At 37.9% G+C, this 21,382-nt stretch carries 21 protein-coding genes and 1 riboswitch; of the genes, 3 read left to right on the top strand and 18 right to left on the bottom strand.

Features of this window, described 5'->3' with window-relative positions:
* Window positions 1-28: 28 nt before the first annotated feature.
* Together BGC7_RS14700 and BGC7_RS14695 are read right to left on the bottom strand one after the other, a co-directional pair.
* Complete coding sequence (locus BGC7_RS14700) at window positions 29-790, bottom strand: lysophospholipid acyltransferase family protein (RefSeq protein ID WP_242034358.1); 762 nt, start codon at window positions 788-790, stop codon at window positions 29-31.
* 596 nt (window positions 791-1,386) lie between these two features.
* Complete coding sequence (locus tag BGC7_RS14695) at window positions 1,387-2,550, bottom strand: hypothetical protein (protein ID WP_050702361.1); 1,164 nt, start codon at window positions 2,548-2,550, stop codon at window positions 1,387-1,389.
* Between the two features lie 427 nt (window positions 2,551-2,977).
* Between BGC7_RS14695 and BGC7_RS14690 the strand changes: the two genes are divergently transcribed.
* On the top strand, window positions 2,978-3,967 hold the full coding sequence (locus BGC7_RS14690) for a helix-turn-helix domain-containing protein (RefSeq protein WP_050702360.1): 990 nt from the start codon (window positions 2,978-2,980) through the stop codon (window positions 3,965-3,967).
* 82 nt (window positions 3,968-4,049) lie between these two features.
* On the opposite strand, the gene BGC7_RS14685 is transcribed toward BGC7_RS14690, so the two are convergent.
* The 6 genes from BGC7_RS14685 to yihA all read right to left on the bottom strand — a co-directional run bounded on the left by BGC7_RS14685 (window position 4,050) and on the right by yihA (window position 9,119).
* Window positions 4,050-5,315 carry an FISUMP domain-containing protein gene (locus BGC7_RS14685; RefSeq protein ID WP_050702359.1) on the bottom strand — a complete coding sequence of 422 codons (1,266 nt, stop codon included), beginning with the start codon at window positions 5,313-5,315 and terminating at the stop codon, window positions 4,050-4,052.
* 210 nt (window positions 5,316-5,525) lie between these two features.
* Window positions 5,526-6,563, bottom strand: coding sequence for an inorganic phosphate transporter (locus BGC7_RS14680; protein WP_050702358.1), 1,038 nt, complete (start codon window positions 6,561-6,563; stop codon window positions 5,526-5,528).
* A gap of 10 nt (window positions 6,564-6,573) precedes the next feature.
* A complete protein-coding gene (locus BGC7_RS14675; protein ID WP_050702357.1) occupies window positions 6,574-7,221 on the bottom strand; it encodes a DUF47 domain-containing protein in 648 nt (215 codons plus the stop codon).
* A 151-nt stretch (window positions 7,222-7,372) separates the two neighbouring features.
* Entirely contained in the window at window positions 7,373-8,017 is a 645-nt protein-coding gene (locus BGC7_RS14670; protein WP_050702356.1) for a carbohydrate-binding family 9-like protein, read from the bottom strand.
* Between the two features lie 26 nt (window positions 8,018-8,043).
* Window positions 8,044-8,493, bottom strand: coding sequence for a nucleoside deaminase (locus tag BGC7_RS14665; protein WP_082206790.1), 450 nt, complete (start codon window positions 8,491-8,493; stop codon window positions 8,044-8,046).
* 23 nt (window positions 8,494-8,516) lie between these two features.
* Window positions 8,517-9,119, bottom strand: coding sequence for a ribosome biogenesis GTP-binding protein YihA/YsxC (yihA, locus tag BGC7_RS14660; protein ID WP_050702399.1), 603 nt, complete (start codon window positions 9,117-9,119; stop codon window positions 8,517-8,519).
* Window positions 9,120-9,254: 135 nt separating this feature from the next.
* Here yihA and BGC7_RS14655 point away from each other — a divergent pair, with 135 nt between their 5' ends.
* A complete protein-coding gene (locus BGC7_RS14655) occupies window positions 9,255-9,668 on the top strand; it encodes a hypothetical protein (RefSeq protein WP_050702354.1) in 414 nt (137 codons plus the stop codon).
* A 15-nt stretch (window positions 9,669-9,683) separates the two neighbouring features.
* On the opposite strand, the gene BGC7_RS14650 is transcribed toward BGC7_RS14655, so the two are convergent.
* The 10 genes from BGC7_RS14650 to thiM all read right to left on the bottom strand — a co-directional run bounded on the left by BGC7_RS14650 (window position 9,684) and on the right by thiM (window position 18,445).
* Complete coding sequence (locus BGC7_RS14650) at window positions 9,684-10,901, bottom strand: ABC transporter permease (RefSeq protein WP_050702353.1); 1,218 nt, start codon at window positions 10,899-10,901, stop codon at window positions 9,684-9,686.
* Window positions 10,902-10,904: 3 nt separating this feature from the next.
* A complete protein-coding gene (rbfA, locus tag BGC7_RS14645) occupies window positions 10,905-11,258 on the bottom strand; it encodes a 30S ribosome-binding factor RbfA (protein ID WP_050702352.1) in 354 nt (117 codons plus the stop codon).
* Window positions 11,259-11,365: 107 nt separating this feature from the next.
* The gene (locus BGC7_RS14640) at window positions 11,366-12,010 is read right to left on the bottom strand and encodes an O-methyltransferase (RefSeq protein ID WP_050702351.1); all 645 of its coding nucleotides are present in this window, start codon (window positions 12,008-12,010) and stop codon (window positions 11,366-11,368) included.
* A gap of 128 nt (window positions 12,011-12,138) precedes the next feature.
* Complete coding sequence (pyk, locus tag BGC7_RS14635; RefSeq protein ID WP_050702350.1) at window positions 12,139-13,605, bottom strand: pyruvate kinase; 1,467 nt, start codon at window positions 13,603-13,605, stop codon at window positions 12,139-12,141.
* Window positions 13,606-13,650: 45 nt separating this feature from the next.
* Window positions 13,651-14,079, bottom strand: a complete 429-nt coding sequence (gene aroQ / locus BGC7_RS14630) for a type II 3-dehydroquinate dehydratase (protein ID WP_050702349.1) — start codon at window positions 14,077-14,079, stop codon at window positions 13,651-13,653.
* Between the two features lie 113 nt (window positions 14,080-14,192).
* Window positions 14,193-15,455: a PLP-dependent transferase gene (locus tag BGC7_RS14625; RefSeq protein WP_050702348.1), complete on the bottom strand. Its 1,263-nt coding sequence runs from the start codon at window positions 15,453-15,455 to the stop codon at window positions 14,193-14,195.
* Between the two features lie 61 nt (window positions 15,456-15,516).
* Window positions 15,517-16,326, bottom strand: coding sequence for a bifunctional hydroxymethylpyrimidine kinase/phosphomethylpyrimidine kinase (thiD, locus tag BGC7_RS14620; RefSeq protein ID WP_050702347.1), 810 nt, complete (start codon window positions 16,324-16,326; stop codon window positions 15,517-15,519).
* 22 nt (window positions 16,327-16,348) lie between these two features.
* Window positions 16,349-17,002 (bottom strand): thiaminase II, encoded by a 654-nt coding sequence (tenA, locus tag BGC7_RS14615; RefSeq protein ID WP_050702346.1) that lies wholly within the window; start codon window positions 17,000-17,002, stop codon window positions 16,349-16,351.
* Between the two features lie 4 nt (window positions 17,003-17,006).
* A complete protein-coding gene (gene thiE / locus BGC7_RS14610) occupies window positions 17,007-17,654 on the bottom strand; it encodes a thiamine phosphate synthase (RefSeq protein ID WP_347339000.1) in 648 nt (215 codons plus the stop codon).
* On the bottom strand, window positions 17,651-18,445 hold the full coding sequence (thiM, locus tag BGC7_RS14605) for a hydroxyethylthiazole kinase (RefSeq protein ID WP_050702345.1): 795 nt from the start codon (window positions 18,443-18,445) through the stop codon (window positions 17,651-17,653). Before thiM ends, thiE begins: the two co-directional genes overlap by 4 nt.
* 81 nt (window positions 18,446-18,526) lie before the next feature.
* A riboswitch (TPP riboswitch) is annotated at window positions 18,527-18,625 on the bottom strand.
* A 156-nt stretch (window positions 18,626-18,781) separates the two neighbouring features.
* Between thiM and clpB the strand changes: the two genes are divergently transcribed.
* Window positions 18,782-21,370, top strand: coding sequence for an ATP-dependent chaperone ClpB (clpB, locus tag BGC7_RS14600; protein ID WP_050702344.1), 2,589 nt, complete (start codon window positions 18,782-18,784; stop codon window positions 21,368-21,370).
* Window positions 21,371-21,382: the final 12 nt, after the last annotated feature.

Below are 21,382 nucleotides of genomic sequence, written 5' to 3'. Positions count from 1 at the left end.
AAAAGCTAGAAAATATTTCTATTTTGCATCAATTGATATCCTTAATTACAGCCTGTTCTGTTTCTTCAAAAAGTTCAGTAAATGGTCTATTCTTTACCAGAATGGGGTCCTGAATTATAAATTCGAGCTTGTTACCTATCCCCAAAGGGAAAGAACCCCACTTTGTCATCTTCCATGAATTGTTAATTGTAACAGGTACTATATAAGCTGATGGCGCATATTTGCATAGAATTTTCAAACCGTTTTCGGCAAACGGCTTAGGCTTACCAGTCTTACTTCTTGTTCCTTCGGGAAAAATTACTGTAGCTCGTTTATATTTCTCTATATATTGCGACATTTCCTTTATTGCGGATAGCGACTGCTTAGCGTCTTTCCGATTAATGAGCACAGATCCTCCATGATTGAGATTGTACGAAATACTGGGAATGCCTTTGCCAAGTTCTACCTTGCTGATAAACTTAGGATGTACCTTTCGCATAAACCAACCGATAGTAGTTATATCATACAGGCTTTGATGATTGGCCGCAATAATCAGAGGAGCACCAACAGGGAGCTTATCGAGGTTCTTTATTCTATATCTTGTACCCAGAACATAAGTATTGGCAACAAGAAAAAAACACAAGACATCGACACTCTTTTTGTGAGCGTTGTAACCAAACAGATTAAAACACAACCATTGAATAACATGAAATACAACTAACGTGAATCCAAACAACAGATAATAGACAACAGAAAGGGGATATGCTATTATTTTTTGCATCGATGCTCCTCCTTTTCTTTTCGCACCCATACACATAAATTATTCAAGTTATTCTTCTGGAATTTAGAATAGACAAAAGTCGACGAATCTCTATAAATTTCAACAAATTTTGACAGAGAAAGAGATACTCGCGCATCCATTCCACTCTGAATAATCGGAAACATCGCTTCCTGATTACCAATAAACAATAAATTCATCCTATATTTTAAAAATGTGTCACGACAATTGTGATACACACCCTCGCGACTTGTTAATAATACAAACAAGCAAGTTGATTTTGATGTCGATTTTGACGATGGGAAGATCCGCAAAATAGTAGCGGAGCAAATCATTGAGAAGAAAGATACAATACAAACTCTACTGTTCAGAATACAAAGATACGAAAAGTTTTTAACTTATTGATTATTAAGTTAAGGTTTGAAGGAAAAAACTCAAAACAAGAAAAAAGAGAGTTAATATAATAAAGAACAAAGCTGTATCAAAAGACCATTCCCTGTCATTGCGAGGATAAATAGTGAAACAATACCCTGAATTGCTTCGCCTAAAAGTTCGCAATGACGTTTTTAATATATTTCAGACCTTTTGACACACCTTTTTTAGTTAATTCCACTTCACTTTTATTGTAATTACAATTTCCAGTATATAAGGCTGGTGCGCACCGGAGAATTGGACGAAAACCCTTTACTTAAAGTCCAGGTAGGCACAGGATATAGTCCGGTAAGACTCCCTGCCGGCCTATGCATACTTATTAAAACTTTATCATTAACATCAAAAACACCACCCAATGTAATACTATAACTATAGTCCGGGTATCCGCCTGTAGGCACTGTTACTAAGTCAATCTCGGCAGCATCTAATACTGTCGTTTTATTGTTCTTCTGGAGATATATGTAAAAAGGCCAACGCTTAGTATCATCTATGCTAATTTTACCATAAAGTCGCAACGAAAAGGCATAACTTCCAGCTTCTGTAATGGTTATATCTCCAAAAGCAAGTTGGTTTGCAGTTCCCGGTGAATCATTTGCATAAGGAGATGTAACAAGAACATCAGCACTCAGATTTCTAATATTTACAGATGACACTCCACTACCGACAGTTATATTACAAGTTTTATCTAAAAAACTTATAGGGAACGTTGTTGTTGTCGGAGACGAAACGGTTGGCGTCCCAAACACACGATACAAGACCTCTCCCCCTCCGATAGCCAACCGCCCCTCTAATCGTTCTATTTGCAATCCATTTACCGGAGCAGAAGTAGCCGTTCCCTCGTATCCCCCGCCTGTACCTCCAATGTACGATATTCTTAACACTCCATCAAATGGCGTGCCTGCTGTATAACTACTTGGTGTCATTAAAGCACCTGCACATAATAAATCACTTATTTTAGATTCGAGTAGGGGACTATCTTCCAGTCTTCTCCATTCTTCTCCATTCCATAGATATAAGCCTGAACTAAAATATACACTATTGGTCACATTGAAAACGATAAGTCCTATATGATTTTTCTTTAAAACAACCTTATTTGTATTATATGATGTACCTGCAACATCATACATAGGATGTAACTCTTTTTTATAAATATCTAGGAGTTCTACACGTGGATATAACATTCCTTTTGTAGATGTCTCATTATTACTATTTAAAGATCCGGCAGCAAATTCTTTCAGATCGAGAAGAGCTCCGCCGTTAGGTTCTATACCTGCTCCGATAGTAATCTGCGCCTTTACTCCAAGTACGGAAAAGATTGTTATTAACAGTAGTAAGCTATTACTTCTTAGTGTTTTTTTCATTGTGTGTGTGTGTGTTATAGTTAGTGTAATATGAAAATTGTAAAGTCATTTTGCATTTTTTTGTCAATCGCTAGCCGCAATACAACAAAGAGAGATTTAAACCATTCTTCAATTCCGAACTATATATAATTAGTATTATTGAATATATAGTGCTCAGTGTCAGACTAAGATATTATCCTTTTATAAGAATTATAATTTTTTGTAAAGTAAAATAAAAATAAAAGACCTAAGGTCAACACCAATCCAACCCTAACGTATCAAACACTCTATTTATTAGTCAAATTCAAAATAAGACTACATTAACACCCTCATTATAAGAAATATAATTACATATATCAAATGCGATTTTCGCTTTATACCCAGATCGTTTATTTACGATAAAAAGCTTATTTTTCATACTTTTACAGTTAGAAACGTAATATGTTTTATGAAGAAAAACAACACAAACCTCTACAACAAGGCATTTAAGAAATTTACATTAGGCATCTTATACATTGTTTTCATTGCATACACTCTAAGTATTCTTCTCTATAATCTACCGTATCCTTTAATATACGTACTTTTGATAGGATGCACTCTAAATATAACACCCATTATAATAGTACACTTTATACCTATTAATTATATAAAAAAGTCTATTAAAGCATACCTTATTGCAGCACTTATTCCTATGCACTTTATAACAATAATATGTCTGTTGAAAGGTGTAGTAACTCCTCTGTTTTGGTATATTGTTATTCCAATATACCTGTATACCGCATTTCCTTTTAAAAATGCATTTAAATGGTCTGTTCTATGTATATGTCTCATGTTGTGTACATTTATCATCACTTTCATCTTACAATACGCTGTATATGATAATGCTCCGATAAATTATCCGGACATGTCACTTTTCCAAATGTTATTTTCAGAGATGATCAATGCTCTTTTAACATTAGTGGCAGTTGGCTATTGTCTTTATTATATACACTATTTTCATCAAATACAGATCGGCCAGATCGAAAACGCGGTGGACTCGACTAATAGTAAAGAAAATCTGTCAACTATTTTAGATAATGAAGACGACCATAAGTATGAAAAGATATATCAACAAATCACAAATTATATCGAAACAAGGCAGCCCTACCTCAACTCTAATTTCAAAATCACGCAAATGGGCTACGATTTGGATATAAATGCTGCTTATTTAGCCAAAGCAATACGAAAGAATAAAAATATGAACTTCAATAATTTGGTCAATTACTATAGGGTAGAAAAGGCTAAAGAACTAATACAAAGCAACACATCAAAATACACACTGGAATATATATACATGTCTTCGGGTTTTAGTAGCCAGTCTTCTTTCAACAGGGCATTTAAGCAACAAATGAATATTACACCTTCCGAATATTACAAACAAATAACCAATACTAAATAAATTAAAAAGCACCTGAGAAGTTATCCCAAGCGCTTAAAAATAAAAATTATATAATTAATTTACTAATTCTTTATCAGCAATATTAGTCTTTTTTACAACGAATAGACATCGGTATATGCAAGTCTCCATTTCCTCGATATATAGAGGAGGCCGAATCAAATCGTCTGTCTATAGTACTAAGAGGCGAAGTACGACTACTCGTCCAAAAATAAGCATATTTTCCATAAGATGCTGCTGTCATTGCTTGATTCAGATACCCAGTAATTAAACCTAATCGATAAGCATCGAAGCCGCCTTCTACACCCAGAAGACTTTTTCCATATTGATATCCTGAAGGAGGTGACGAAAGCCCGGGTGTTAAGCATGGATTCAACATGGCTAGACTATGCCCATGTATACCATTATTCGGATCCAGCCCCGAAGGTCTGTCCCATATCCACCAGCCTACACCCCACTGATCGTTCCATACATCAGGAGTAGGTTTATCATCTTTTGCATAGGTGCTATATTTCGGTATATCATTATATATCACCTTCTCCAATTCCGACCACTCCCTATCACTCGGTACATGCCAGTTGTTAGGACAAGGTCCCTGCAATTTGCCATTTTTAGCCCCGGCAGTAGATTCCAACACTACTTCTACTTCATTTCCTTTTACAGACATGTCAATATCTAAAACTTTCTGATCTATTTGAGTAGGAACATATCCTCGCGATATCGTAGGGAAAGTATAAAGCAGTCCATGATGTCTTTTCCATTCGGGCATTGGAGTATTCCATTCCGTTTTTGTTGCATCCGTACGAGGATATCCATAGCCGGCAACATCTGCTCCCAGATTTCCGATCATAGGTATAGGAGTTCCATCAGCATACTTTGTTACAGCAAGATTTTCCAACATCCACACTCCTGCCTGTGGTCCAAAATCACGAGCTTTAAAAGGCTTTCCTTCCTGATCATTCTCAATAAAATAAGGAGCTTCTTCTTTTCTCAGTAACTCCCATTTAGTTCCTGACCAAACATAAGCACCTTTGAAAATAGGATCATCAGCACATCTATTTTCATTCACATTGTATACGACCAAGCCTAGATGAGAATCTCGATCAACTCCGGTATACTCGGCAGTTCCGTCCATCATCAACTTATTCAGATCAGTGAGTACTACACGAGGCAATATCATCCCTTTTCGCGAATTTGCGCCACCCGTGTCTCCTTCGTCCTGCTTCAATTGCAGAAGAGCACCAGTTACCGGCTCATCACTTACTCCTATTGTAATTTGAGAAAATACCGAAGTATATGAACATAACAATAATAATAAAGTAAGGAAAAATACAGTTTGTTTGTTTTGCATAGTTTGTCTGTTTTTTTAGTATTCACTTCTCAGTGTATCTTTTATTCTTATAGGTTAAGATAAGATATAGTCTGATTTTGTAAAGCCTATCTCAATAAAATAAGTTGTAAATATAGCAATTAAGCTGAAAGATCAAATACTATTGTTTATGATTTAACAATAACATTTGATCTTTCGTTAATATATGACAAGAATAATTTACAACTATTTTTACAGAGCTATCAATGCTAATCCGTGATATACTAATATGGCCATCAATGCGCTTATCGGGATAGTGAGAATCCAAGCTATTAACAAATCTTTAGTAACGCCCCAGCGAACAGCCGATAAGCGTTTTACTGACCCAACACCAATGATACTACCTGTAATAACATGAGTTGTACTAACCGGAATATGCCATTTTTCGGTAAGAAATAAAGTTAAAGCTCCTGCTGTTTGAGCACAAAAACCTTCTATAGGAGTAATCTTAGTGATACGATTACCCATTGTTTTCATTATCTTCCAACCTCCACATACTGTACCCAGCGCTATGGCAAAGAAGCAAACCAACGGAACCCAGTCGTGCATATCAGCCATAGACCCCATATACAACCAAGGATGCACATCAGGATTATCAGCCGTGTATGCGATTAAGGCAGCAGCAATAATACCCATTACCTTCTGAGAGTCATTCAATCCATGACCGATACTAAGCCCTGCTGAGGAAACAAGCTGTAAGTTCTTGAACCAACGATCAGCTTTAGCCGGTTTTATTTTCTTTGCAAAATGGAGTGTTATAAGGGTTATTATATTACCGCCAATCATACCAATCAATGGAGCCACAACTATAAATAGTGCGATAACACCAATCACTCCGGCATGCACTACCTGAAAACCAGAAGCAGCAACTCCGGCTCCGGCAAAACCTCCGATAAGAGTATGAGAAGATGATGAAGGAATACCTAACCACCAAGTAATAAGATTCCATATAATAGCAGCTACAAGACCTGCGACAATCACAAGAGAAGGATTTGCAATAAAACTCATATCAACGGTCTTAGAAACCGTATCAGCTATACCAAATCCACCTATGATAAATTTGGCTATAAAATATGCAACAAAGTTGAAAAATGCGGCCCAGATTACGGCCTGAGTAGGAGTAAGAACTTTTGTGGATACGACTGTAGCTATTGAATTAGCTGCATCGTGAAAACCATTGATAAAATCGAAGATTACAGCTAAAACAATGATTATTATTAATAGAGTCATTTTTTTGTAATTATGAATACTTAACAATCATTGTTTTAATAATCTTACCTACAGCTTCGGCAGCATCTGTTGCACGCTCTAGCTCATGTAAGATATCTTTTAGTTTAATTACTTCTATTGCATCTGTTTCGTTTTCGAAGAGGTCAATAAGAAAATGCTCATATACATCGTCAGCTTTTTTCTCAACCACGCCTAATTGTTCACAATATTCTTTTATTCTATTTGTATTTTTCTTCAGTACGTCAAGCTCTTCTATTGCCTTAACCAAGAAACCGGCAGATTCGCGCACAAACATAGCCAAACGGAGAGATGCCTCAGGCATTACTTTTGGGCTATAGAGCATTATACGTTTTGCACAACTGTTGATAAGATCCATCACATCATCCATTGTCGAAGAAAGATGGTTGATATCTTCTCTATCGAAAGGCGTAATAAAAGTCTCATTGAGTTCTTCGAAAATCTGATTTTGAATATCATCAGCTTTTCGCTCCTGTTCTTTTATTTTTTTGTAATACTCTACTGCCTCAGTATGGTTAGTTATCTGAACGCATTCTATTATCAGATCTGATGCAACAACTATGACCTGCGCCATCCCGGTCATTAAAGGAAAGAACTTGCTTTCTTTAGGCTTGAACCTATCGAATAGATTATTTTTCATAAAAATTAAATATATCCATATTTAGAAAAACGGAACCTGTTTTTCGTGACGCAAAGATATAAAAAAATATATAGGACGAAAGATTTTTTAACACAAAAATAAAAAGATGTATCACCCTCTATATTTGAACCTTAACATCATATTTTTCAATTTATTCAAATTTTAATTCCGCAAAAAAATCAGGACGGTGAAAATCCGGATTTTCTGTTGCAATAGGATTCCAAGACAAAAAGTGAGGAACAGTCAGATCATCTCCACATTTGAAGAAGTTAGCCTTGGCTGTAACGCCATTAAATGAGGTCAGACCGGATTTCCAATATGCAGATACAGGAATAACAAGAAGCAAACTCCATTTGAACTCACCTTGTTTCTTCTCGAAAGGTGCTGTACCTAAACTCGGATAGCGCTTTATAGACGACATTACACCCGCATCGCCATATACGACATCGTTGCGTCCCTGCCTATAGCCTAGCAACACTTTTCCGATACATGAGCTCTCCATATTATAGTAAAAGTCTGAGTCCGGAAAAGAGATAAAAAATTCGACACAAGAATCTGTCCATACAGGGCCATTATCTTCTGTCGTTTTTGCTAAAATCTCATCTTCCTCAACATTATATTCCAAAAACAGGAATTCTCCATTGTGAGCCAACTTAAAAGTCACTTCCGGCTTTGAAGGAAATTGGTCCGGCCAATTTAGAGTTGCTATACTACTTTCGCTTACATTTTGCATAGCTTCTACAATAGAAGACTGATTGTTTACATCCGAAACTTTTATCTGAGGTACTAACAACATAATTTTCTCTATTAAATATATTATTATTAATATTCTGTTTTATCGTCTTTCGCTACCCATAAATGAAAAGCTTCTAAAGCTTGGTCTCGCAATATATGAGATGTAGGTATCGACCGTTTTTCAGGCTTCAGATCAATCTGATCGTAGATAAAAGAATCGTCAAACCCAATATCTTTTGCATCTGCCTTGGTACAACCATAGTATATGTTATCGATATGCGCCCAATAGATAGCCGAAAGGCACATCGGACACGGTTCGCAAGAAGTGTATATATCGCATCCTGACAAGTCGAATGTGTCAAGCTTCTTGCATGCTTTACGGATAACAGAAACTTCAGCATGTGCTGTGGGATCTTTATCGAGAGTAACACGATTATGCCCTAAAGCGACTACTTCTCCGTCCTTAACTATGAGCGCACCGAAAGGGCCTCCTCCGGCTTCAACACTCTTCTTTGCAAGATTTATAGCACGCTGCATATATCGTGCATGTATATCCTGATTCATTCTTTAATATTTTTATTTATGCTTTCTATGTAATTCAATATATCTTGTCCACCAAGTTTATGTTCAGAGGACGTGTAAAAAATCTGAGGTAATTCGTCCCAGGTTTCATGAAGCTTAGATGTATAGAGAGCCATATTATCACTCAATTTACCTTTACTTATTTTGTCTATTTTGGTAAAGACTATTGCAAACGGTATTTCCGATTCGCCTAACCACTCTATAAATTCCAAATCAATCTTTTGAGGTTCGTGCCGACAGTCTAACAATAAAAACAGACAGGTCAACTGAGCACGTTCGAGAATATAATCTTCTATAATTACACGTATCTTCTCTCTACCCTCTTTACCTCGTTGCGCATATCCATATCCGGGCAAATCGACCAAATACCATTCGTCGTTAATTATAAAATGATTGATAAGCTGTGTTTTTCCCGGCTTCGAAGATGTCATTGCCAATCCTTTACGATTGGTAAGCATATTTATAAGCGAAGACTTTCCCACATTGGAACGTCCTATAAAAGCGTATTCAGGTTTATCGTCCTGAGGACATTTTCTATAATCGGTATTACTAATTACAAACTGTGCATCTTTTACAATCATCTGATCTTTCTTTTGTTCCTTTGTTATAAATTCTATGCCAGAACAAAAATAGTTTAAAAATATGAATATCTTTGCCTCCTGAACAAAACACTTTTTTATACGTTTTAACAATCAGAAGATTAACCACCAAGAATTATGAAAAAAGTATCGTTAATAATAGCTACTATAATAATTGTCGGATTACTGATATTTGGCTATATATGGTATTATGTTCCTTACAGCGATTCGGGCGTAAAAGCCGGAATATTGAACAATGTGAAACATAAGGGTATTATCTTTAAAACATATGAAGGAGAATTGATTCAATCGGGATTTCGTCCGGGACAACAAGGATTGCAATCCAATGAATTTCAATTTTCGATAGACGACAAAGACCTTGCAATAAAACTAATGTCTCTGAGCGGACAAAATGTAAAACTACACTATAAAGAATTTTACGGAGTGTTGCCTTGGAGAGGTTACACTAAATTTATAGTGGATAGCATTGTTGCTTTTGAGCCTGTAATACCAAGCCAACAACAGGAAATCCCTCCACAAGCAGGAGAATAAAAACCGAAAGTTTACCTACAAACGCTTACGCAAGCTATTTACAGGATATATTACGGCTAAGAATCCAATAACAGACACTGTTATTAAAATAAGTAATATATCTAATGGATAGACAGAAACCGGATATGCGTCAAGCACAAATTCGCCTTGTCCCGACCCCAGTCTGAGTAAACCTAAATATTGTTGCAACAGACAAATAACAAGTCCTAAAATAAGTCCGGAAAAAGCTCCTACCAGATTTATCAGCCAGCCTTCGAGTAGAAAAATACGTGTAATCAGTTTATTATTTGCTCCAAGATTCTTTAGCACAATAATATCCTCATTCTTTTCTATTATCAAGATAGATAAAGAACCAACGACATTAAAAGCAGCTATTATGAGGATAATACCAAGAATAAGAAATGTCACCCATTTTTCTACATTCACCATCCGATACATATCTTCCTGTTGCTCGAAACGGTCTTTTACAATCAGGTTATTTCCTATAATACTTTTTATTTGCTTTTGCACAGAAGCAACATTTGCTCCTTCTTTCAGTTTTATATCCAAAGACGAAACTTCCTTTTCGTATCTTAGCAATTCGCGGGCAAGGTCGATAGACACAATAAGCATCTGATCATCATATTTAGCCTGATTGAGAGCAAATACACCGCCTATAAAAACATCATCTCGATCGAAAGCACTAGATGGATTCGCAGGATTGACACGAGCATTCCTCTTAGGCACATATATTTCGACCGGGCTCATAAAGTTGGCTCTTACATTCAGAAACATAGCCAACCCTGCACCTATTACTCCATTATCCACATCTCCTTCACGCAAAACAAAGCGTCCATCTATTATCAGGTTCTTTATATTTGCGAGATTCTCGAATTCGGAAGAAACACCTTTAAGTACAATTGGCTCTTGCCTGTCTCCATATATCGCAAGGGCATTTTCCTCTAAAGATTCTGAAATAAATTCTACATCCGTAATACTCTTTATTTTCTCCAGTTGGGACGTATTAGGCGTGAACACTTTACCGTACACAGTAACAATCTGTAAATCGGGATCGAAATCGCTAAATGTTTTAGTCACTACCCCCGTAAAGCCGTTAAACACAGATAATACACACACCAGTGCAGCTGTGGCAATAGCAATACCACATACCGAGATTAAAGATATGACATTAACTGCATTATGAGATTTCTTAGCAAAAAGATAACGCCGGGCTATATGCAGAGGAAGATTCAAGGCTTATTCGTCTTTTTTATTATCAGATCCTAATAGCCTATCTATATTCTCCAGATAATCGAGAGAGTCGTCGAGATAAAACGCCAATTCAGGAATTACACGTAACTGTTTTCCCAACTTTTGTCCTAAATCGAAACGCAAAGTCTTGATATTTGTCTTGATATTTGTCAATATATCCTTTGCCTGCTCGGAAGGGAAAATGCTCAGATATACTTTTGCCATCCCCAAATCGGGACTCACACGTACTGTGCTGACAGAAACAATCAACCCTCGCATCTGCTGTGTTTGCTTCCTGAATATTTCACTTAGTTCCTTTTGAATAAGACGATTTATTTTTTCTTGTCTGGTTGTATCCATTTATTTTAATAATTTAGAATGTAAAGGTAATACTTTTCAGTTAACAGTAATCAGTTAACAGCTAACAATGGTTATCCTTTATACAGTAAAGATAAAATACCGATCTGCTATTTCTTCCATATAAGAGTCAGACCATCCCTCACAGGCAATATCACTTTTTCTACCCTATCGTCTTTTGCCACCATTTCATTAAACATTTGTATGCCGATAGTTTGCTTATCTGCAGGTTTCGGAACATCGAGCACATGCCCATCCCACAAAGTATTGTCCGCAATAATAAGTCCGCCTGAACGAACTTTATCGAAGATCAGATTGTAATATTCTATATAATGCCGTTTATTTGCATCGATGAATACCAAATCGAAAACCCTGTCGATGGTAGGTATTATTTCCATAGCATCGCCAATATGCAAATGTATCTTATCTTTCAGCTTAGTCTGATGCAGATATTTCATAATGAAGTCTTCCAGTTCATCGTTCACTTCCAAAGTATGAATCTCGGCATCGTCAATGGCTCCCTCTGCCAGACAGAGAGTTGCATAAGCCGTATATGTACCTATCTCGAGAATATATTTAGGTTGAAGCATTCTGCAGAACATCTTCAACATCCGACCTTGCAAATGCCCCGACAGCATACGAGGCTTCAGCAAATTTACATGTGCATCACGGTTGAGTTGCTTCAACAAATCGCTCTCTTCATCGATATGAGAGAGTATATAGCCTTCTATAGCTTCGTTACTTTCTAACCCCATTAAAATCTTTTTTTTCGAAGATAGATATTTTATACAAAAATGAGATAATGACAAATCTCATTACCTCATTTTTCTTATTATATTTTACAAGTTTGATTATTCAACAATAATCAACACCTATTTTTCAGTTAGTCTACCGGTACTTCGAAAGCGTCAGCAGCATCTACAACACGGCCTACTCCGTTGATTTCAAGGAATGATGTTCCTTTACCTTCACCAAATGAACCACTAAGATAAGCAACTGTATCTTCTTTCTTGATAACTCCACGCTCAAGAAGAGTATTTAGGGCTTTCAAGAAATATTCTTTATGCTTGTGAGTTGTATAACCTGTAGATTCCTGGAAGCTAGCCTCAACACCATAACATACAGAAAGCTGACGAGCAACTTCGTGACTGCAACATACTGCAAATACAGGACATTTACTACGGAAAGCTGCGATAGTACGAGCCGTACGACCAGTATAGCTATCTGTGATAATAGCTCCTAAACCTAACTGAGTAGCAGCTTTTACTGCCTGTTTAGCCAAGAAAGAAGTAGTATCATATTCAGAGTCCTTGAATGGAACAGGAATTACTTTTTCATCCAATTTAGATTGTTCTGCTGCTGCTGCAATTTGAGCCATCGCACGAACTGCCTCAACCGGATATTTACCATAAGCTGTTTCACCGCTCAACATCACTGCGTCTGTTCCGTAATATACTGCATTAGCAATATCCGTTACTTCGGCACGTGTAGGACGAGGGTTTTCGATCATTGTATGCAACATCTGAGTAGCTACAATTACCGGTTTCTTGTATTCTATAGCTTTACGTATAAGAAGACGTTGGATTCCAGGTATTTTTTCCTGAGGAACTTCAATTCCTAAGTCTCCACGAGCAACCATTACTCCGTAAGCAGTTTCGTATATTTCGTCGATATTGTCTACACCTTCCTGATTTTCGATCTTAGCGATAATCTTGATAGGGCTATTATATTCGTCCAATATCTTTTGCACGTCCAAAACGTCTTGTTTATGTCTCACAAAAGAGTGAGCTATAAAGTCAGCTTTGTTTTCGATAGCAATTTCAATACTTCTTCTGTCCTTTGCAGTAATAGAAGGTAAGTTTACACTTACTCCCGGTATATTCACGCTCTTGCGGCTACCAATTGTTCCATCATTCTGAACTTCGCAAAGCAAATAATCAGCAGTTTTGTCGATCACTTTCATTGCAGTTTCACCATCATCGATCAAAAGGGTGCTACCTACAGGCACATCCTTAACGATGCTTGGATAAGAAACCGACACTTGTTCCGGTGTAGAAAGAAAATCCAAATCTCCGATAACTTTAATTTTATCTCCTGTTTTAACTACGATTTTCTCGCCTGAAGCAGTTTTAGTAGTACGTATCTCCGGACCTTTAGTATCCATCATAATACCAATACTAGGCGATACAGCGCGTACATTTGTCATTACCTGAACAAAGCCCTCTTCTGTCATATGAGCGGAGTTCATTCTCACAACATTGATTCCTTCATTGTATAGTGAACGAAGGAAGTCAACGTCACAACGCATGTCTGAAATTGTAGCTACAATTTTCGTTTTTTTCTGAGTCATAAATGGAAATTTGTTTAATATATAGTTCTTTTTAATTATTTAAATTCAAGCCTTTTCCTTTTTCAGGAAAAAGTCTATCGCTAAGTCGTACGACAACAAACCCAAGCCTATCAGAGATCCTTTGCAAGCTGGAGCAATCATAGACTTATGCCGAAATTCTTCTCTTGTATGAATATTTGATATATGAACTTCCAGCACCGGTGTCTTAACGCCTTTAATAGCATCATGAATGGCAATGGACGTATGAGTATAGGCTCCGGCATTGATAATAATACCATCGAATAAAAATCCTACTTCATGAATTTTGTCAATAATATCACCTTCGTGATTAGACTGAAAATAAGATAATTCGCAATTTGGATATAATTGCTGTAACCGGGCAAAATAGTCATCGAAAGATGTGTTGCCATAAATATCAGGCTCTCTCTTTCCCAACAAATTTAAGTTTGGCCCGTTTACAATCTGTATTTTCATATTTATCAGCGGATTAGCGCCAGAAATTGATTTTTACTCGTTTAGAGCACAAAAATACTATTTTTTATTTAAAAAAAGGACTAACTGTTGACAATTATAACAAAATATTAAACTTACTTTAACGAATATAAAGCTTGCTTAATATCGTTCTGCAAATCCTCTATATCCTCTAGCCCTACAGACAGACGCAGTAGATTATCTTCTATACCCATCACCTGTTTCATTTCTTTCGAGAAAGTGCCGTATATTGTAGACTCAGGGTGGATTATAAGTGTTTTGTTGTCGAACAGATTGGTTGCTCTTCTTATTATTTGCAGTTGATTCATAAAACTATAACAAGCCGCTTTGTCCTTGAGACTAAATGTAAGCATAGCTCCCGGATTGCCCGTAAATAATTTATCTGAAACTGCTTTATAGGGAGAGGAAGACAATTTGGTATATCCTACCTTTACCACTTGTTCCTGTCGTTCGAGAAACTGAGCTAACTTATAGGCAGATTCCGACATTCTCTCGAAACGGACTTGCAACGACTCCATGCCCAATGACTGCAAATAAGCGACTTCCGGATCTATTGCCGCACCAAGATTGCGGGCAATTTCTCTCTTTAGTTTGAAAGTAAACTGAGACATTGAATCCGTCTTTGCTACATCGTTCAATCTTTTATTATTTTTCCAGTCGAAAGTTCCGTAGTCAAGAATAGCTCCTCCAATAGACGTAGCTCCTCCCGACACATATTTAGTTGTAGAAACCACCTCCAGATCGACTCCTGCTTCTCGTGCATCAAATCCGCACCAAGGAACAATGGTAGTATCTACAATCATGGGAACACCTCTACTCTTGAGAAGCTTTGATATTTCAGGAAGGTCTGCTATTTCTAAATGAGGATTAGTTATCAGCTCACAGAAAAAAGCACATGTATTGTCGTCTATAGCTGAAGCTACCTCTTCTATATTATCTGTATTCACAAATCGCACCTCTACTCCAAAAGCAGCCAGTGTGAACTTGAAAAAAGAAAATGTGTTTCCAAACAGGTGTGGAGACGTTACAATATTAGCTCCTGCATACGCAATTGCCAAAAACGTGTTTGAAATAGCCGCCATCCCTGATGCTACCATTTGCACATTTTCGGCACTAGAGGCAGCCTTTATTTTACGTTCAAGATTCTCTACCGAAGGGTTCGTTATGCGGGTATAAGTATGCGAAGCTATTTCTTCTTTATACTGAAATGCAGCAGCTATACTGTCAGCATCTGCAAACTCGAATGCAGCACTGCGATAAACCGGCATAGATATCGCACCATGTACATCTTTTTTGTTGAACCTTTGATTTATTATCCGCGTAGCGAATTTTTCCTTTTTAGAATCTTCACAAGCCATTTTTATGATAATTTGTAATTGAAAACCCAAAGGTAGAAAAACTCTGTCTACTTATAGAACGTTAATCCCAGAATTTTGAAAAATGATGTACCGACCCGTGGCCTTTTCCTATTTCATAATCTGCACCTGCAACTATAGCATTATTTATGTACTCTTTGGCCTCTCGCACCGCATCGTTCAGAGGCAAACCTTTAGCCAGATACGCAGCAATAGCAGAAGAAAAAGTACAGCCTGTTCCATGTGTGTTTTTGGTGTAGATACGCTTCGATTCCAGTTTTATAATTTCTCCACTTTCGGCATTGTAAAATACATCTATAAGTTTATCGTCAGTAAGATGACCTGCCTTTAACATTACCGACACCTTATTTCCAAACGAAAGGTCTTTGACTACCGAAAACAAATCTTCCTGACTCTTGATCTTCTTTCCTAATAAAATTTCAGCTTCGGGGATATTGGGTGTTATTACTCTTACAAAAGGTATCAGTTCATTTTTCAGTGTTTCTATTGCCTCGTCTTGCAACAGTTTGTCGCCAGACGTAGCAACCATTACAGGATCAAGAACAATATTTCTGACATTATAATGAGACAAAGTCTCTTTTATAGCCCTAATTAATTCTGACGAATGAAGCATGCCTATCTTTATTGCGTCTGCCCCGATATCGTCCAACACTGATTTTATTTGTCCCGACACAAATGACACAGGAATAGGATGTACACCCGTTACCCCAACCGTATTCTCATCTACCACTGCCACTATCGCCGTTGCACCATAGCAACCACAAGCAGAAAAAGTTTTAAGATCAGCTTGTATTCCAGCTCCCCCACTAGGATCGCTGCCTGCAATAGACAACGCTATTTTATATTTCTTCATTTTCTTCTTTCTTTTACTTAATTTAAACAGGCCATTTTTCGAGTCGCCATGCACTATCCCAAAATAACCACTCCATTTTTGAGCACATAACATAGGCATCTGTCATTTGCTGCCGTTGCTCCTTCGTGCATTTATCTGCTAATTCGTTAGAGATAGTAATAGCCGTATTCACGGATTTTTCAAATTCTTCACCTCCATAAGTATCTATCCACGCCTGATAAGGATTTTGACCTTTCGTTTGATGTTCGAGAATATAATCTCCTACCTCTTTATAAATCCAAAAGCAAGGCAATACAGCTGCAACTAAAACTTCGACCGGAGCAAAAGCAACCTGCTTTTGTAGAAAGGAGGTATATAACAAACAACTTGGCGAGGCTTTAGGGTTAGCACAACCATCTATCTGACTAATAAACGATTCATGTAGACCTCTTTCTACAACCATTGTATCGGCTGCAAAGTGGATAAAAGCTTCTATATGCTCAGCCCTGTTTAGCCGTGTTGCGATTGCCGTCAGCACTTTACCATATTCAGCCAGATAAAGTGCATCTTGCTGTATGTAGAAAATAAACTTGCTTTGTTCTAGCGTGCCGTTTATCAATCCTTCGATAAACGGCAGTTTCAGTATATTATCATATACAGGCTTGGCTGCGTTCCATGCATCTTCGCTCCATTTCATTTGTTTATATATTATTTGTTTTGCTTATTATATTCCTCAATTCTATTGCTGCCGTTTCGGGGTTCTTTGCCGACATTATTGCCGACACAACAGACACCCCCTTAGCTCCGGACATCATTATGCTCCTTGCATTCTCTTTGTTTATTCCTCCTATACCAACACTCGGATGCTTGCATATGCGGGTTATTTCTCTTATACCCTCCAGCCCTAAGGCTCTGGCTGTATCTGTTTTTGTAGAAGTATCGAAGACAGGAGATATACCTATATAATCCACATCTAAACCGTTAGCATCCACAGCATCCTGTATGCTCTCTACCGATAAGCCTATTATTTTATTTTTCCCCAGTAGTTTTCTCGCTACTGCATAGGGCATATCACTCTGTCCGATATGTACACCATCGGCATCGCATGCCAGAGCAATATCGAGCCTGTCATTTATTATCAAAGGGACATTATAAGAACTGAGCAGTGGCTTCAACATCATTGCCAAATTGTAAAATTCCAATGTAGAGGCATCCTTCTCTCTAAGCTGCACCATCGTCACACCTCCTTTAACTGCTTTTTCGACAACTTCAACCAAAGAACGGTTCAACGATAAAGAACGGTCAGTAACCAAATAAAGGCTTAAATCAAAATCTAATATTCTATTCACTTCTTGATATTTTCTTTTATATCCTTCTCGTCAAGGTTGTACAGCGTATCTAAGAAATTTACCTGTAAACTCCCGTTTCCTGCTGATTCTCGCGATGCTATTTCTCCCGAAATACCCATTATTGCCATACCATGAGTAGCAGCTTCGAGTACATTCTTATTTACGGCAGCAAAGGCAGCAACTATGGCAGTAGCAGTACATCCCATTCCGGTAACACGAGCCATCATCGGATTTCCATTTTCTACAGTATTCACCACTGTTCCATCAGTAATATAATCAGTTTGCCCGCTAACAACAACTACAGCTCCCAACTGCTTAGCCAATGCCTTTGCATAATCTACTGCAACCTCAGACGAATCGGTGCTATCTACACCTTTTGTTTGTTGTGCCGAGTTGCAGAGAGCCATTATTTCAGAAGCATTTCCTCTTATTATAGACGGCTTGCACTCTTCGATTATCTGCTTACATACTTTCGTACGATAAGCTGTAGCACCAGCCCCAACGGGATCTAATACAACAGGAGTACCTTTTGTTGATGCCGTTTTGCCGGCTATCAGCATTGCTTCCACCCAAAATGGTTCGAGCGTACCTATATTAATTACTAAAGCAGATGCTATACCTGCCATATCGGCTACTTCTTCGAGAGAATGTGCCATCACGGGAGATGCACCAACAGCCAGCAGAGCATTAGCCGTATTGTTCATAACTACATAATTTGTAATATTATGAACCAACGGAGACTTTGCTCTTACTTCACCCAAATCTCTAATTAAACATTGAATATCTATCATTATTCTGATTTTTATAAAAAACAAAAGCCGTTTTGTAATGTACAAAACGGCTATAATATTATAATATGTAAAATTTACATTTCTAAAAAGCAACCGTTTCCCTACGATGTCAATTACAACATATCAGGTTCAAGGGTTTAATCTCAGCTCTTTACTAGAAGAACACCCCTAACAGTGATGCACAAACTTACATAAAATATTGTAAGAAACACTCCTTTTGTTCAGAAAGATTTTCAAACTGACATTTTGTCAAATATATGCTGTTTGGCAAATATTTTGAACGTTTACATTAAACAATTTGTTATTTACATAAGACTATAATAAAATATTAAACATATGAATTTCAATAACTTTACAATTAAATCTCAAGAAGCTGTACAAAAAGCTATTGAGATAACAAAAGAGAAAGGACAACAAGCCATCGAGCCCGCCCATATATTATTGGGTGTTATCCTTGCCGGAGAGAATGTAGTTAATTTCCTTTTTCAGAAATTAGGCATAAACGCCGGACACATCACTTCGGTGCTGAACAAAGAAATAGATTCGTTTCCGAAAGTATCGGGAGGCGAGCCCTATCTGAGCAGAGAAAGCAACACGAATATGGACAAAGCCGCCGATTATGCAAAAAAGATGGGAGATCAGTTTGTGTCTATAGAACATTTGTTTCTCGGTATCTTATCAGGTAAAAGTTCTGCTTCACAGATATTGAAAGATGCAGGAGTATCAGAAAAAGAGCTACAGGCAGCAATCAACGAACTGAGAAAAGGCAATAATGTAACCAGCCAGTCGGCCGAAGACACATATCAGTCGTTAGAAAAGTATGCGATTAATCTTACACAGCGTGCCAAAGATGGCAAACTAGACCCTGTGATTGGTCGTGACGAAGAAATACGACGAGTGCTTCAGATACTCAGCAGAAGGACAAAGAACAACCCTATATTGATAGGTGAACCCGGAACCGGAAAAACTGCTATTGCAGAAGGTTTGGCGCATCGTATTATACGAGGTGATGTACCCGAAAACCTGAAAAGCAAGCAGATATATTCGCTAGATATGGGAGCTTTGATTGCCGGAGCAAAATATAAGGGAGAGTTTGAAGAGCGACTAAAATCGGTGGTAAATGAAGTTACCAAATCGGAAGGAGAAATAATACTTTTCATAGACGAAATACATACCCTTGTAGGTGCCGGAAAAAGCGAAGGTGCTATGGACGCCGCCAATATACTAAAGCCCGCACTTGCCCGGGGAGAATTGCGTTCGATAGGAGCAACGACTTTGGACGAATACCAAAAATATTTTGAAAAGGACAAGGCTCTTGAACGGCGTTTCCAGATTGTGATGGTAGACGAGCCAAGTGAGATGGATGCAATTTCTATTTTGCGTGGACTAAAAGAGAAATATGAAAACCACCACAAAGTACGTATCAAAGATGAGGCTATAATTGCAGCCGTACAGTTATCGAGCCGCTATATCACCGACCGATTTCTGCCTGACAAGGCAATCGATCTGATGGATGAAGCAGCAGCCAAACTACGCATGGAAGTAGATTCCGTACCTGAAGAGTTGGACGAAAAAAGCCGCCGTATTAAACAATTGGAAATAGAACGGGAAGCAATCAAACGAGAGAATGATAAAGCTAAAGAATCGGAACTGACAAAAGAGATCAGCCAACTCAAAGAGGAAGAAAAAGATCTGAAAGCAAAATGGCAGTCGGAAAAAGAAGTTATCAATAAGATTCAGCAGAATAAGATAGATATTGAGAATGCAAAATTTGAGGCAGATAAAGCCGAACGTGAAGGAGACTACGGAAAAGTAGCCGAGCTTCGTTACGGAAAACTAAAAGAACTGGAAGACGGAATCGGGAAACTTCAGGTTCAATTGCACGAAATGCAGGGAAATCAGGCGATGGTAAAAGAAGAGGTGGACTCATTCGACATAGCTGATGTAGTTTCGCGCTGGACAGGCATACCTGTCAATAAAATGTTGCAAAGCGAACGTGAAAAGCTCTTGAATCTGGAAGATGAGCTACATCAGCGAGTAGTAGGACAAAATGAAGCTATCGCTGCTGTGTCTAACGCCATAAGACGCAGCCGGGCCGGACTTCAAGATCCGAAACGACCTATCGGCTCGTTTATTTTCTTAGGTACTACCGGTGTTGGTAAAACCGAACTAGCAAAAGCCCTTGCCGAATTCTTATTCGACGACGAGAATATGATGACCCGTATCGATATGAGCGAATATCAGGAAAAGTTTAGTGCAACAAGACTGATAGGAGCACCTCCGGGATACGTAGGATACGACGAGGGGGGACAGCTCACAGAAGCCATTCGCCGCAAACCGTATTCTGTTGTACTATTCGACGAAATAGAAAAAGCTCATCCCGATGTGTTTAACATATTGTTACAGGTATTGGACGATGGTCGTCTGACTGACAATAAAGGACGTGTGGTAAACTTTAAGAATACCATAATAATAATGACTTCGAATATGGGATCGAGCCTGATACGTGAAAACTTTGCAGGAATAACTCCTGTGAATCATGACGAGGTAGTGGAAAAAACCAAACGAGAAGTCTTGAATATGTTGAAAGTGAATATTCGACCCGAGTTTTTGAACCGTATAGATGAGATAATAATGTTCGAGCCACTTAATGTGGAAGAAATAGAACAGGTGGTGAGAATACAGCTCGACAGCGTGATCAAGATGCTAAAAAGCAATGGAGTAGATCTCAAGTTTACAGACGAAGCCATCGGCTGGATCTCCCAAATGGGATTTGATCCCGAATTTGGAGCCCGTCCTGTAAAAAGAGTAATACAAAGAACCGTTCTCGACACCTTATCGAGACAGTTACTCGGTGGCACAATTGACAAATCGTCACCGATCATTATCGGTCTGAAAGATGGAGAATTAGACTTTAAGAACTAACAGCTCTATAAT

The organism is Dysgonomonas sp. BGC7 (assembly GCF_001261735.1).
Classification (GTDB): Bacteria; Bacteroidota; Bacteroidia; order Bacteroidales; family Dysgonomonadaceae; genus Dysgonomonas.
This window is presented reverse-complemented; position numbering and strand designations above follow the sequence as displayed.

Bases quoted from the DNA above. Each gene is read 5' to 3' on its own strand.
- BGC7_RS14670 (WP_050702356.1), bottom strand. From the start codon at position 8,017: ATGTTGTTAGTACCTCAGATAAAAGTTTCGGATGTAAACAATCAGTCT.
- aroQ (WP_050702349.1), bottom strand. From the start codon at position 14,079: ATGAAAATACAGATTGTAAACGGGCCAAACTTAAATTTGTTGGGAAAG.
- BGC7_RS14695 (WP_050702361.1), bottom strand. From the start codon at position 2,550: ATGAAAAAAACACTAAGAAGTAATAGCTTACTACTGTTAATAACAATC.
- pyk (WP_050702350.1), bottom strand. From the start codon at position 13,605: ATGACTCAGAAAAAAACGAAAATTGTAGCTACAATTTCAGACATGCGT.
- BGC7_RS14625 (WP_050702348.1), bottom strand. From the start codon at position 15,455: ATGGCTTGTGAAGATTCTAAAAAGGAAAAATTCGCTACGCGGATAATA.
- BGC7_RS14700 (WP_242034358.1), bottom strand. From the start codon at position 790: ATGGGTGCGAAAAGAAAAGGAGGAGCATCGATGCAAAAAATAATAGCA.
- rbfA (WP_050702352.1), bottom strand. From the start codon at position 11,258: ATGGATACAACCAGACAAGAAAAAATAAATCGTCTTATTCAAAAGGAA.
- BGC7_RS14690 (WP_050702360.1), top strand. From the start codon at position 2,978: ATGAAGAAAAACAACACAAACCTCTACAACAAGGCATTTAAGAAATTT.
- yihA (WP_050702399.1), bottom strand. From the start codon at position 9,119: ATGATTGTAAAAGATGCACAGTTTGTAATTAGTAATACCGATTATAGA.
- thiM (WP_050702345.1), bottom strand. From the start codon at position 18,445: ATGATAGATATTCAATGTTTAATTAGAGATTTGGGTGAAGTAAGAGCA.
- thiD (WP_050702347.1), bottom strand. From the start codon at position 16,326: ATGAAGAAATATAAAATAGCGTTGTCTATTGCAGGCAGCGATCCTAGT.
- BGC7_RS14675 (WP_050702357.1), bottom strand. From the start codon at position 7,221: ATGAAAAATAATCTATTCGATAGGTTCAAGCCTAAAGAAAGCAAGTTC.
- BGC7_RS14640 (WP_050702351.1), bottom strand. From the start codon at position 12,010: ATGGGGTTAGAAAGTAACGAAGCTATAGAAGGCTATATACTCTCTCAT.
- BGC7_RS14665 (WP_082206790.1), bottom strand. From the start codon at position 8,493: ATGCAGCGTGCTATAAATCTTGCAAAGAAGAGTGTTGAAGCCGGAGGA.
- BGC7_RS14655 (WP_050702354.1), top strand. From the start codon at position 9,255: ATGAAAAAAGTATCGTTAATAATAGCTACTATAATAATTGTCGGATTA.
- tenA (WP_050702346.1), bottom strand. From the start codon at position 17,002: ATGAAATGGAGCGAAGATGCATGGAACGCAGCCAAGCCTGTATATGAT.
- BGC7_RS14680 (WP_050702358.1), bottom strand. From the start codon at position 6,563: ATGACTCTATTAATAATAATCATTGTTTTAGCTGTAATCTTCGATTTT.
- clpB (WP_050702344.1), top strand. From the start codon at position 18,782: ATGAATTTCAATAACTTTACAATTAAATCTCAAGAAGCTGTACAAAAA.
- BGC7_RS14685 (WP_050702359.1), bottom strand. From the start codon at position 5,315: ATGCAAAACAAACAAACTGTATTTTTCCTTACTTTATTATTATTGTTA.